Consider the following 11,056-nt stretch of genomic DNA (forward strand, 5'->3'; position numbering starts at 1 on the left):
AGCACTTCGCCGAGGTCGAAGCGCGCCGCATTGCCTTCCGGCTTATTTTCCACCGCCAGGCGCGGGCCTGCCTTGATCACCGGCAGCGCCACCGTGAACACACAGCCACCGCCCGGATTGTCCGAGAGGATGATCTCGCCGTCGAGGCGCCGCGTCAGGCTGCGCGCAATCGCCAGGCCAAGGCCGCTGCCGCTGAACGCATCGGCGCTTTCGGATTGCTCGAAAGCTTCGAACAGGCGCGCCTTGTCGGCGTCGGAAATGCCGCGCCCGGTATCGGCGACGCGCATCGTCAGCAGCAGGCCGTCCGGGGACGGAGAGGTTGCGAGCGTCACGGTGACCTGGCCACGGTCGGTGAACTTCATCGCATTGCTGACGAGGTTGAACAGGATCTGGCGCAGCCGTCCGGCATCGCTCTCGATGCGCGGCTCGGCGCCTGTCGCCACGCCGATGCGCAGGCTCACGCGTTTCTCGTCGAACTGCGGCAGCCAGAGGTCGCGCGTCTGGGCCGCGAACTGGCGCAGCTCGATCGGGTGTTTGGTGATTGCCAGCTTTCCCGCATCGATGCGCGAGAGGTCCAGCAGGTCGGTCAGCAGGCGCTCGAGGTGCTGGCCGCTCTGCGAGATTGTTTTCGCAAGCCGTTTAGGCTCACCCGGCGGCAGCTGCGTGTCCAGCAGGTCGGCGACGCCCATGATGCCGGTCAGCGGCGTGCGGATCTCGTGCCCAATAAAGGCGAGCGTGCGGGCGCGCGATTCCGACAGCCGCGTCAGCTGGCGTTTGATATCGTCCATCTTGCGCTGGGCATTCTGCTGGGCGCGGGCGCGGCCGGCGTTCTCTTCGGCGACCGCTTTCAGCAGCATAGCGGGCGAGACGATGCCCGCATACACCCCCTGCTCCATCACGATCACGCCTTCGGTCAGTGCGCTGGTCGATTGTTCGGCGGCAGTCTTGGCAATCAGCGCAGCGGGCACATTGCCCTGCGCAATGACCGGCTGCGCGCCGACAAGGTGGGTCACCGAGCGCGCTGCATAGACATCGCGGCCATTCGGGCCGGCCAGCGCCTCGGTCAGCCGCAGCCGCGTGACGAGGCCGTAGCTCGCCGCTTCGCCTTGCGCCAGCCGGACCGGTATGGCGAACAGAGCCGTATCGGACAAGAACAGGGAAAACGTGGCAGCCGCCGTCGTCGCAGGCGTGACCGGGGTCACCGGCAGCGCGATATCCTTCAGGCGAACAGGCATGGACGTGCAGGTACCCGGTTATGGTTAAGGGGTGACCATCACCCAGAAACCTTACCGGGAGGCAAACACGCGCCGCGCGCCGCGGTCAGGTGATCTCGTTGCGGTGGTGGACAATCTTGCCGACGAGACCGTAAGCCATCGCCTCTTGCGCGCTCATCCAGAAGTCACGGTCGGTGTCCTTCTTGATCTGCTCGATGGTCTTGCCGGTGGCATCCGCGAAGATCTGGTTCAGACGCTGGCGCATCTTGATGATCTCGCGGGCCTGGATCTCGACATCGGTAGCCTGGCCGCCGACGCCGCCGCGGGGTTCATGCAGCAGGAAACGGGTGTTCGGCAGGGCGAAGCGGTTTTCCTTCTTCGCGGCCGAGTAGATCAGCGCGCCGGCCGAGGCGACCCAGCCGGTGCCAAGGATCTTCACGGGCGCCTCCACGAACTTGATCATGTCGTGGATCATGTCGCCGCTCTCGACATGGCCGCCGGGCGAGGAAAGGACCAGCAGGATCGGGTCCATGCTTTCCGAAGACAGGGCCAGCAGGCGTTCGGAAACGCGCTGGGCTGCCTTGAAGTCGATTCCGCCGGTGAGCAGGACGGTACGGGCCTTGAACAGGGCGGCCTCAAGGAAAGCGTTCGGCTCCGAGATCGGGCCTTTTTCTTTGTCGTCTTCATCGTCGAGGCGGAAAGGGGTCATGCGGGCTCCGGAGAGGGGGATCTGTCGATTGGCCAACATAGGTGCGGTGCCACGGGCTGCGGGTCAAGGCGGGGTCTGACTATTCCCCAGCGCCCTTCCGCGCACGTCAACCTGCTGCGGCGACGATCCTGGCGACGTCAGCGGCATAGGCCAGCGCCTTCTTCTCCCCCACCCCGCTGATTTCGCGCAGGGTATCGGCGCCGGTCGGTTTCTCGCGGGCGATTTCGGCCAGCGTCCGGTCATGGAAAATCACATAGGGCGGCACGCCGCGTGACTTGGCGAGTTGGGTGCGCCACTGGCGCAGGGCGTCGAATACGGACTGGTCGCGCGCCGACAGGTCGGCCATCACGGCGGCGCGCGCGGCGCCTTTCGCCTTGCTGCGGCGGCGCGGCGCACTGATGTCCTCGCGCAGGCTCACGGTGCGCTCGCCCCGGAACAGCGACTTGGCTTCCTCCGCATCCGGAACAATGACGACGGGGCGCATCGCCTCGCCGCCTTCGGCGATCAGGCCCTCGAACATCAGCGCATCGAACACGCGGTTCCAGCCCTGCTTCGGCAGTTCCTTGCCGATTGCGAAGGTAGACAGCTTCGACAGCTCCGTATCGAAATCATCCTTGGCCTCGCCAAGCAGGTGCTGGACCAGGCGCCCGCGTCCGATCCGCTGGCCGCAGCGCAGCACGGCCGACACCGCCATCTGCGCCCATCGGGTCGCATCATGGCTGGCGCCAAGTTCGCCCCGGCAGGCATCGCACACGCCGCAGGGGTCGACCTTCTCCTCGCCGAAATAGCGCCGCACAGCACCCCGGCGGCATTCGTCGCTGTTAAAAAATGCGAACAGCTGGCGCGTCTTGGTCAGCTGCACGCGCTTCACCTCGTCGGGCGCATCGCTGGAATAAGTCCATTGCAGCGAGCGGTTCATGTCGGCGGGGCCGAACAGCGCGACGCCTTCGGCCGGCTCGCCGTCACGTCCGGCGCGGCCCACTTCCTGCCAGTAGGCTTCCAGCGTCTTGGGCGGATCGGCATGGATGACGAAGCGCACATCCGGCTTGTCGACGCCCATGCCGAAGGCGACGGTCGCGACCATGACACGCCCCTCCTCCAGCAGGAACTGGCGCTGGCGCGCGGAGCGGATGCCGGCGTCGAGCCCGGCATGATAGGCGAGCGAGGGGACGCCGGCTTTCTCGAGCGCTTCAGCGACATCTTCCACTGCGCTGCGGGTGGCGGCGTAGACGATACCGCTCGACCCGGCACGCGCTTTCACCAATTGCACGACGCGCTGCGTTCGGTTGCCCGCCTTGGGCTCCGCCGAGAGGGTCAGGTTCGGCCGGTCAAAGCTTGCGACGTGTACGGAAGGGTCGGTCAGGTCCAGCTGCGCGAGGATATCGGCGCGGGTCCGGGCGTCTGCCGTGGCCGTCACCGCGAGGCGCGGCACGCCGGCGAACAGGCCCTTGAGGCGGCCGAGCGCACGGTAGTCCGGGCGGAAGTCGTGGCCCCACTGGCTTACGCAGTGCGCCTCATCCACCGCGATCAGCGAGATATTCATCTGCGCCAGCCGTTCGGCGAGATTGGTGCCAAGGCCTTCGGGCGAGACATAGAGCAGGTCCATCTCGCCGCGCGCCGCCGCCTCGAGCGCGGCGCTGCGGGCGTTGAAATCCATCGAGCTGTCGAGCCGTTCGGCGCGCACGCCGACCTGCTTCAGCGCATCCACCTGATCGGCCATCAGCGCAATCAGCGGCGAGACGACGAGGCCGCAGCCTTCCCGTAGCAGCGCCGGGATCTGGTAGCAGAGCGACTTGCCGCCCCCGGTTGGCAATACCGCGAGCCCATCGCGCCCGGCGAGGACATCGGCGATCACATCCTCCTGCAGGCCGCGAAACGCGTCATAGCCGTAGACGCGTTTCAGCAGCGCGCGGGCGTCCTTGAGGAGGGGTGCGGGAGGCATCGGGGTGTTGTGACGGGGTGCGCGGTGCGCGGCAAGGGGCGAGATGTGCCTGGTCGATGAAGTCGATACGGTTGTCGCGGATCACATAATTCCAGCTGCGCGCCTGCTTGCGCTGCGTCTCGGCGGCGAGGAATTCCACGATGTCATCGCGCGCCTCCAGAGGACGTCCGGTCTCGCTTGCCCATTTCGCGGCGATCGGCACATCGATGCTGAAGTGCACGCCCCCACCGCACATCTCGTGAGAGAATCTGAGGCGAATGTCGCCCTCGATATCGATGATCGTTCCAGCCCGGAAATTGCCTTCGAATTCGAGGCGGCGGCTGAAGCGTGCCGTCAGCCGTTCGAGCGCTTTCGCGCGCAGTTCAAGGTCATGCCTGGGCAGAACCTTGTCGGTGCCATCGCGGTAGACGATCGGCTGGCCATCGGATTTCGGCACTGGCGGCGGCTTGGGCGCGGGCGGTCTCACCGCCTCCTCCAGCTTCGTCAGGGCAAGTTCGTGCGACCAGCCTTCACTGTGGGTGATCTCGACATGATAGTCACCCGGCAGCCAGAGGTGCGTGTCGACGAGAATCTGCACTCGCCCGTTCAGGCGCTGGGTGACACCGGTATCCTCAACCGGGCTTTCGCCCGGTCCCTGTATACAGAAGGTGCGATAGCCCGAATATCCCTCCTGCGGCAGCCACAGGATAAGTTGCTGGCTGCCCGGATAGTGAACGAATTTCGCTGTGAGCTGCGGCGTACCTGCCGGCGCCGCGTGGTTCACCGGCGCGCTCAGCACGATCTGGCCGTCATGACCGCTACTGTCCGGCATGCCGCCTCTCCGCTGCGCGAATCAGGTTACCCGTTCACGAGCCGGTTGTCGCCGTTTCAATCCGGCGCCACTTCAGGCACGCTACGCATGAATATCATCGTTTCAGCGACCTTCTCTGCCAGCCCTTGCCTGCGCATATGTCGGCCAACAGCGACACTTATGATGGAGGCCTTCGATGATTGACATTCGTGTGTTCGACAAGCTGGGCCGGTTGCGCAATGACTGGCGCGGCGCCCATTACCATTTCTCGTTCTCGCAGTATTACGACCTCGCCCGCGTCCGGCACGGCGCCCTGCGTGTCTGGAACGATGACGAGACCGGGCCGCGCACCGGCTTTGCGCCGCATGGGCACGAACCGGTGGAGATCATCACTTATGTCCGCAAGGGCGCGGTTACGCACAAGGGCTCGCTCGGCAATACCGGCCGCACCGAGGCCGGCGACGTGCAGGTGATGAGCGCCGGTTCGGGCATCCCGCAGTCAGAGTGGAATGCCGAGGATGTGAAGACCGAGCTGTTCCGGCTGTGGATCCTGCCGCGCAATCGCGGCGGCAAGCAGGGCTGGGGCGCGCGCAAGTTTCCGAAGAGTGACCGGTCTGGCAACCGGGCCGTGCTGGCCTCGGGCTCCGGCGAGGGCGAAAGCCTGACGATCATCGAGGATACCAGGGTGCTCGGCGCCGCGATCAAGGCCGGCGAAACACTGACCTATACGCTGCCCGGGGGCCGCTCCGGCTATCTCGTGGCGGCGGACGGCAAGGTGACGCTGAATGGCCAGCGGCTCGCCGCCCGCGGCGGAGGCGCCATCACGGGCGGCGAGACACTGACGCTGGACGCCGCCGTATCGGCCGAACGGGCGCTGGTCGACACAGTCTGAGCAGCGCGCGCCGAGCGGGCGCTCACGCGCCCGTGACTTCTTCCTCCGGTCGATCACTGGTAATATGCTGTAATGGCCGGACCCATTCCGGCCTCCGGAACTGGAGCGATGCGATGAAAAATCTTCTGGCAGCTGCCCTTTTTGCAGCCCTCGCCCCGGCGGCGATGGCGGCGGAAATCAACGTAACCTATGCGCCGGAATTTTCCGAGAAGCTGGCCGATGACTATGGCGAGCGCGAAGGCGTCTATCTCTCGGAGCGGGTGCGGGCGGACCTTGAGCGCGCACTGGCAAAAGCCGGCGCGGATGTTGCCCGCATCGAGGTGACGATCCTCGATGCCAAGCCCTCGCGCCCGACCTTCAAGCAGGGCGGCGACGAGCCGGGCCTCGACATGCACCGCTCGGTCAGCGTCGGCGGCATGAAGCTGTCGGCGGTGACCTATGACGCAGCCGGCAAAGCCTCCGAGCCGTTCGAGTACAGGTGGTTCGAGACCGACATAACTCAGGCGGGCCTCACCACCTGGCATGACGCGCGCCGTGCCTCAAGCCGGTTTGCCGCGCGCTACGCCAAGACCGTCGACTAATCATTTGCCGCCGCCGCCTCGCTGCCTTTCGGCAGCGGGGTGAGCAGGGCGGCGACGAGGGCAAACGGCCAGATCAGCCCAAGGGCGAATCCGGCAAAGCCGTTGAGCGGCGTGAAGGCTGCAAGCGCGAACACCAGCAGCGATGCCCCGATGCGCGCATAGTGGACATGCAGCGTCCGGCGCGTCAGCACCTTCTCTTTCGCCGACAGGCCGATCACTTCCGCAAGGCTGAGTACCCGGGCGTACATCAGGGCTATGGTCAGTCAGATCGCGCCGAAACCGGCGGCGAAAAAGGCGCGGATGACGCCGGAACCGCGGTAGCCGGCTTCCATCCCGGCGATCCGGTCCATCTGTCCCGCCTGCAGGAGGATGGAGCCGAACAGGCTGTCGAACACGAAGCGCAACGGATAGGCGATGTAGAGGATCAGCAGCAGCAGCGCCGTGTTGAGCAAGATGATGGGTCCGTCGGCGAGGGCGTCGCGGCAAAAAAACATGAAGTGGTCGCTTCAGATCGACACGGGCATCGCGAAGCTGGCGGCAACCGGGAGGATCGAGATCAGATAGCTGGCCAGGTCGTCGAAGGTGCAGATTGTGCTGCTCGCCGAGACGAGGACGCCGGGCGCGCGGGCGAAGACGATGTCGGCGGGGTTCTCGATGCGCAGCACTTCGGCCGTGCGCCAGGCAAAATGCGGATCATGGCCGCGCGCCTGGACAATCTGCTCACGGATCCTTCTTCGCGTCCTCCTCCTGCTCGCCCTTCTCGATCCGCACGGTGAGCGTTTCGGCTGATTTCAGGAACAGGTCGCGCTGCGGGTGCGGAACCTTGATCTCGTGGCGCTCCAGCGCGGAATGGACCTCCCAGACATAGTCCGCCATCACCTTCTGCGGCTTCAGCACGGCTTCGTCGGTGAGCCAGACAATCAGCTCGAAATCGAGACGGAAATCGCCGAAGCGAACGAGCCAGACCTGCGGCTTGCGCTCGCCCTGATCGTCGAAGGTCCAGGGCAGGCGCGCCGCGGCCTCGAGACCGGCCTTCTCGACCAGTTCCTTCGGCGTGCCATAGGCGACACCGAAGGGGACGTGGATGCGCCGCTTCGCATCGGTCATCGTCCAGTTGATCAGCTGGGCCTTGATGAAGGCCTCGTTGGGGACGATGATGTCTATGTTGTCGTTGGTGGTGAGCACTGTGGAGCGGAAGTTGATCTCCTTCACGAGGCCCGACAGGCCGCCTTGCAGCTCGATGAAATCGCCGACTTTCAGCGTCTTTTCCATCAGCAGGATGACGCCGGAGATGAAGTTCGAGAAGATCGACTGCAGGCCGAAGCCAATGCCAACGCCGAGGGCGCCGGAGAAGAAGGTGAGCGCGGCAAGGTTCACGCCGATCAGGTTCAGCGCAACGATGAAGGCGATGATGATGGCGACGCCCTTCAGCGTCTGGCCGAGCAGGCCGCCAACGGACGGCGGCAGGTTCTGAGAACTGCGCATCTGCGACTGGGCGAGATTACCGATCAACCAGCCGAGCCAGAGCGCGAAGGCAGCGAGCGCGAGGCTCGTCAGCAGGCGCAGGAGCGTGATCTCGGCCGCGCCGAAATGCAGGACAACCGATTCCAGCCCTGCTCCGACCGGACCGAGCCAGCCGACAATATAAAGCGCTGCAATGATCCAGAGCGAATAGTCGATCGTCTTCGAGACCAGGCCGCGCCGCATGCTGGCGGTGGCGATCTGCACCGCGATCCAGGCCGTAAGGAGGCTGATGGCGATGTGAAGTGAGCGGCTGCCCATGCCGGCGGCCTCGAAGGCGGCGGTGACGGCAACCAGCAGAAGCGCCGCGGTGGCCGGCCAGAGCATCCGCAGGACGGCGACAAGCGCAAGCAGCACGAAATCGATCCGCCCGCGTGCTTCGGCGGCGGCCATCAGCCGCTTGCGCGGGAAACGCGAGATGACATAGGCGGCGGCGGCGGCGGCCGCGACGGCGATGAGCTGCCAGACTGTGTCCGGCGAGGCGAGATCCGCCAGCGCCTCGCGGCTCCAGCCGCTGAGCACGCGCATGAGCCGCTCCAGCGCCGGCACGGCGGCCGGGAACGTAACGGAAAGCTGCTGGAACAAACGGCCCTCGCTGGGATGGGGGATTTGGCGGTACCGGTCGACCTTACCGGGCGCCTTTCAACGCGCAACCCTTGGCGGGCCGCGGCGCAGGCCCGCGGCGGCGCGGATCGAAGAGGACGGCGGGGGTGCGGGCGCGCTCGGCGCGGGCGAGGATGTATTTCGGGACGCGCATGCGGCGCAGCGGGCGCAGGCGCGCCGAGGGATCGAGCCGGCTGAGAGCGAAACCGCAGCGTTGGGCCATTAGGGGAGCCCCTTTTCTGACACTTCCCTGCCGCGCAGGCGAAAGAAGAAGAATTGCCGACATCTCGCCCGGCCTGAGCCGTGCGGCTGCGGAGTGTGGAGCCTCGCGCGGCGGACGCACCCTTGCTTCGGGTAGGAAAAGAAGGGTTGGCGTTGGACGCAGCACCTCCGCCGCGCCCGCCGCCGGGCTCCGGGCAGTTCCAGGGATGGCTTCGGCGCAGCCAGGCTCTGACAGCTTACCCGCGCGGACCTCGCAGGAGGACCGAGGTGGTCAGACGGGATCCTCCACAGGCTGTCCGGCCCAGGCTCGCCCGGATCGACGTCCCCGGAGGCTGCGCCTGGCGTTACCTCAGACGCGGCCCCCGTTCCGGGGCGATCTGCCCGGCCAACCGGACAGGACGGCGCGGCGCCTGCCGGGCTGATCAGGGGAGATTGGACCGGGGCTGGACCCCGCAGGACTGGGAAGCTGCAAAAAAACCTTCCGCGCTGATCATCCCGGCGGAAGCCGGGCGCCAGAGGGGTTTGTTTTGCTTGAAATTATGGGCCGCGGCTTTCGCTGGTATGACACGGAATTTATTGCGCAAGTGGGGCCGGAAAGGCGCTGGATGCAGGCGTAAGCTGGAACTTGCGCCCCAAAATACGCGGGCTTCGCCCTTTCAGGACGAGGCCCGCGGCGATGGGCTGATCCAGGGCCGGAGGACCAGTTCGCAGGTTTCGTTGAGGCTGGGTCTTGAGACGGCGACGCGGGCGAGGCCGGGGAGGTGGGATTTAAGGTCGGCGGCGGCCCAGAGGCAGAGGCGTTCCAGCGTCGGCACGTCGAGGCCTTCGATCTCGTTGAGGAGGCGGTGGTCCAGCTTGGCGGCAGTGGCCTCGAGGCAGGCAGTGAGGTGGGCGAAGTCTTCGACCCATTGTTCCCCGGGCTTCACCGCGCCGGTGACGGTGGCTTCAAGGCGGAAGGAGTGGCCGTGGATCGCGCGGTAGGGATGGCCTTCGGGCTTGCCGGCCATGTAGTGCGCGGCCTCGAAAGTGACAGCCTTCGAGATCTCGAACACCTGACCTTCCGCCACTAGGGCAGACCGGTCAGTTTGTGGGTTTGCAAGCTCAGTCGCCATTTTGGATTCTTCAAGCAATAGTCCGCGGTTACCGCTACGTGAGATACGCCCGGCCCATCGTCCCTCGGTTGGAGGAAAAAGTGCTGGAAGTCCAGTGAGACGAAGCGATCTGGCTGCGCTTCGGGCTCGTCCTGGGGGTAGATCAGCTTCAGTTCGCTGCCGCAGGTCTGGACCAGCGGCGCATTGGCCTTGGGGCTGACGCAGATCCAGTCGATGCCGGGGGGCGCGGGCAGCGTCCCATTGGTCTCGATACCGATTTCGAACCCAGCCTCGTGGAGGGCGGCCAGCAGGGGCGCATCGAGCTGCATCAGCGGCTCGCCGCCCGTGCACACAACGTAGGGCCTGCCGCCGGCCGAGGCGTTCGCCTGCCAGATGGCGGCGACATGCGCGGCGAGGGCCGCGGCTTCGCGGAACTTACCGCCGCCTTCCCCGTTCGTGCCGACGAAATCGGTGTCGCAGAAGCGGCAAACGGCTGCGGCGCGGTCGCGCTCGAGGCCGCTCCACAGGTTGCAGCCGGCAAAGCGCAGGAAGACGGCGGCGCGGCCCGTGTGGGCGCCCTCCCCCTGCAGGGTGTAGAAGGCTTCCTTGACGGACCAGGTCATCGCGCGGCCTGCCAGCGGACCCAGCCGCTGGCGCGCAGCTCGCAGGCCGGACAGTTGCCGCAGCCATAGCCCCAGTCGTGGCGGCGGGCGCGGTCGCCGAGATAGCAGGTATGGGTGTGCTCGGTCACAAGCCCGACCAGCGCCTCGCCGCCGAGCGATTCGGCCAGCGCCCAGGTGCGGGCCTTGTCAATGTGCATGAGCGGCGCTTCGATCAAGATGTCCGACCCGAGGCCAAGCTGGAGGGTCTTTTCCTGCGATTTCAGCGTCACGGCCCGGCAATCGGGATAGCCGGAATAGTCGGTCTCGCACATGCCGCCGATCAGGACAGAGGCGCCCCGGCGCAGCGCGAGGGGCGCGGCGAGGGTAAAGAAGAGGAGATTGCGGCCCGGCACGAAGGTGGACGGCAGGCCGTTCGACTGCATCTCGATCTCGACCTCTTCGGTCATCGCGGTCTGGCCGAGGGATTTAAGTACGGTGGCGTCGAGGAGATGATCCGGGCCCAGACGGGTGGCCCAGCCGGGAAAAGCGGCGGCGAGGCCTTCCCGGAAAGCCGCGCGGCAGGCGAGTTCGACCCGGTGGCGCTGGCCATAGTCGAAGCCGACCGTCTCGACACGGCCATAGCGCTCCAGTGCCCAGGCGAGGCAGGTGGCCGAATCCTGGCCTCCGGAAAACAGGACCAGCGCGGTTTCAGGCGTTTGGGACATTTCCGGGCTCTAACAGGCCCGCCGGGGACGGCCAAGCGGTCCCGGGACATGCCGTCACATTTTTGACACCCCCGCAAAGTGTTTGCCCCTCCCCCGGGGAGAGCAATTGACACGGACCGGTTCATTCACTTGTGTTGCCATTGAAGTGGTTCCGCGAAAGAGGA

14 protein-coding genes are annotated in these 11,056 nt (G+C 66.1%); 2 read left to right on the plus strand and 12 right to left on the minus strand.

Going from position 1 to position 11,056, the window contains the following annotated elements:
• The 4 genes from WEA77_RS14945 to WEA77_RS14960 form a co-directional block, all read right to left on the minus strand.
• Positions 1-1,235 (minus strand): sensor histidine kinase (locus tag WEA77_RS14945; RefSeq protein WP_368068665.1); only part of this gene is annotated, 1,235 nt, incomplete at its 3' end.
• A gap of 85 nt (positions 1,236-1,320) precedes the next feature.
• The gene (locus WEA77_RS14950; RefSeq protein ID WP_368068666.1) at positions 1,321-1,923 is read right to left on the minus strand and encodes an ATP-dependent Clp protease proteolytic subunit; all 603 of its coding nucleotides are present in this window, start codon (positions 1,921-1,923) and stop codon (positions 1,321-1,323) included.
• Between the two features lie 106 nt (positions 1,924-2,029).
• A complete protein-coding gene (gene recQ, locus WEA77_RS14955; RefSeq protein WP_368068667.1) occupies positions 2,030-3,865 on the minus strand; it encodes a DNA helicase RecQ in 1,836 nt (611 codons plus the stop codon).
• The gene (locus tag WEA77_RS14960; protein ID WP_368068668.1) at positions 3,804-4,676 is read right to left on the minus strand and encodes a hypothetical protein; all 873 of its coding nucleotides are present in this window, start codon (positions 4,674-4,676) and stop codon (positions 3,804-3,806) included. Before WEA77_RS14960 ends, recQ begins: the two co-directional genes overlap by 62 nt.
• A 175-nt stretch (positions 4,677-4,851) precedes the next feature.
• Between WEA77_RS14960 and WEA77_RS14965 the strand changes: the two genes are divergently transcribed.
• On the plus strand, positions 4,852-5,547 hold the full coding sequence (locus WEA77_RS14965) for a pirin family protein (RefSeq protein WP_368068669.1): 696 nt from the start codon (positions 4,852-4,854) through the stop codon (positions 5,545-5,547).
• A gap of 113 nt (positions 5,548-5,660) precedes the next feature.
• Positions 5,661-6,128, plus strand: coding sequence for a hypothetical protein (locus tag WEA77_RS14970; RefSeq protein ID WP_368068670.1), 468 nt, complete (start codon positions 5,661-5,663; stop codon positions 6,126-6,128).
• Here the strand turns inward: WEA77_RS14970 and WEA77_RS14975 are convergent.
• The 8 genes from WEA77_RS14975 to queC form a co-directional block, all read right to left on the minus strand.
• A complete protein-coding gene (locus tag WEA77_RS14975) occupies positions 6,125-6,376 on the minus strand; it encodes a hypothetical protein (RefSeq protein ID WP_368068671.1) in 252 nt (83 codons plus the stop codon). The genes WEA77_RS14970 and WEA77_RS14975 overlap by 4 nt on opposite strands.
• A gap of 15 nt (positions 6,377-6,391) precedes the next feature.
• Positions 6,392-6,622, minus strand: a complete 231-nt coding sequence (locus tag WEA77_RS14980; RefSeq protein WP_368068672.1) for a hypothetical protein — start codon at positions 6,620-6,622, stop codon at positions 6,392-6,394.
• A gap of 12 nt (positions 6,623-6,634) precedes the next feature.
• Complete coding sequence (locus tag WEA77_RS14985; protein ID WP_368068673.1) at positions 6,635-6,793, minus strand: hypothetical protein; 159 nt, start codon at positions 6,791-6,793, stop codon at positions 6,635-6,637.
• Between the two features lie 55 nt (positions 6,794-6,848).
• Positions 6,849-8,234 (minus strand): mechanosensitive ion channel family protein, encoded by a 1,386-nt coding sequence (locus WEA77_RS14990; RefSeq protein ID WP_368068674.1) that lies wholly within the window; start codon positions 8,232-8,234, stop codon positions 6,849-6,851.
• A gap of 43 nt (positions 8,235-8,277) precedes the next feature.
• Positions 8,278-8,475 (minus strand): hypothetical protein, encoded by a 198-nt coding sequence (locus WEA77_RS14995; RefSeq protein WP_368068675.1) that lies wholly within the window; start codon positions 8,473-8,475, stop codon positions 8,278-8,280.
• Between the two features lie 655 nt (positions 8,476-9,130).
• Complete coding sequence (locus WEA77_RS15000) at positions 9,131-9,586, minus strand: 6-carboxytetrahydropterin synthase (protein ID WP_368068676.1); 456 nt, start codon at positions 9,584-9,586, stop codon at positions 9,131-9,133.
• The gene (gene queE / locus WEA77_RS15005) at positions 9,541-10,188 is read right to left on the minus strand and encodes a 7-carboxy-7-deazaguanine synthase (protein ID WP_368068677.1); all 648 of its coding nucleotides are present in this window, start codon (positions 10,186-10,188) and stop codon (positions 9,541-9,543) included. Before queE ends, WEA77_RS15000 begins: the two co-directional genes overlap by 46 nt.
• Positions 10,185-10,892 carry a 7-cyano-7-deazaguanine synthase QueC gene (queC, locus tag WEA77_RS15010; protein WP_368068678.1) on the minus strand — a complete coding sequence of 236 codons (708 nt, stop codon included), beginning with the start codon at positions 10,890-10,892 and terminating at the stop codon, positions 10,185-10,187. The genes queE and queC overlap by 4 nt, the downstream gene beginning before the upstream one ends.
• Between the last annotated feature and the right edge of the window lie 164 nt (positions 10,893-11,056).

This window comes from Hyphomonas sp. (assembly GCF_040882205.1).
Classification (GTDB): Bacteria; Pseudomonadota; Alphaproteobacteria; order Caulobacterales; family Hyphomonadaceae; genus Hyphomonas.

Bases quoted from the DNA above. Each gene is read 5' to 3' on its own strand.
- WEA77_RS14950 (WP_368068666.1), bottom strand. From the start codon at position 1,923: ATGACCCCTTTCCGCCTCGACGATGAAGACGACAAAGAAAAAGGCCCG.
- recQ (WP_368068667.1), bottom strand. From the start codon at position 3,865: ATGCCTCCCGCACCCCTCCTCAAGGACGCCCGCGCGCTGCTGAAACGC.
- WEA77_RS14960 (WP_368068668.1), bottom strand. From the start codon at position 4,676: ATGCCGGACAGTAGCGGTCATGACGGCCAGATCGTGCTGAGCGCGCCG.
- WEA77_RS14965 (WP_368068669.1), top strand. From the start codon at position 4,852: ATGATTGACATTCGTGTGTTCGACAAGCTGGGCCGGTTGCGCAATGAC.
- WEA77_RS14970 (WP_368068670.1), top strand. From the start codon at position 5,661: ATGAAAAATCTTCTGGCAGCTGCCCTTTTTGCAGCCCTCGCCCCGGCG.
- WEA77_RS14975 (WP_368068671.1), bottom strand. From the start codon at position 6,376: ATGTACGCCCGGGTACTCAGCCTTGCGGAAGTGATCGGCCTGTCGGCG.
- WEA77_RS14980 (WP_368068672.1), bottom strand. From the start codon at position 6,622: ATGTTTTTTTGCCGCGACGCCCTCGCCGACGGACCCATCATCTTGCTC.
- WEA77_RS14995 (WP_368068675.1), bottom strand. From the start codon at position 8,475: ATGGCCCAACGCTGCGGTTTCGCTCTCAGCCGGCTCGATCCCTCGGCG.
- WEA77_RS15000 (WP_368068676.1), bottom strand. From the start codon at position 9,586: ATGGCGACTGAGCTTGCAAACCCACAAACTGACCGGTCTGCCCTAGTG.
- queE (WP_368068677.1), bottom strand. From the start codon at position 10,188: ATGACCTGGTCCGTCAAGGAAGCCTTCTACACCCTGCAGGGGGAGGGC.
- queC (WP_368068678.1), bottom strand. From the start codon at position 10,892: ATGTCCCAAACGCCTGAAACCGCGCTGGTCCTGTTTTCCGGAGGCCAG.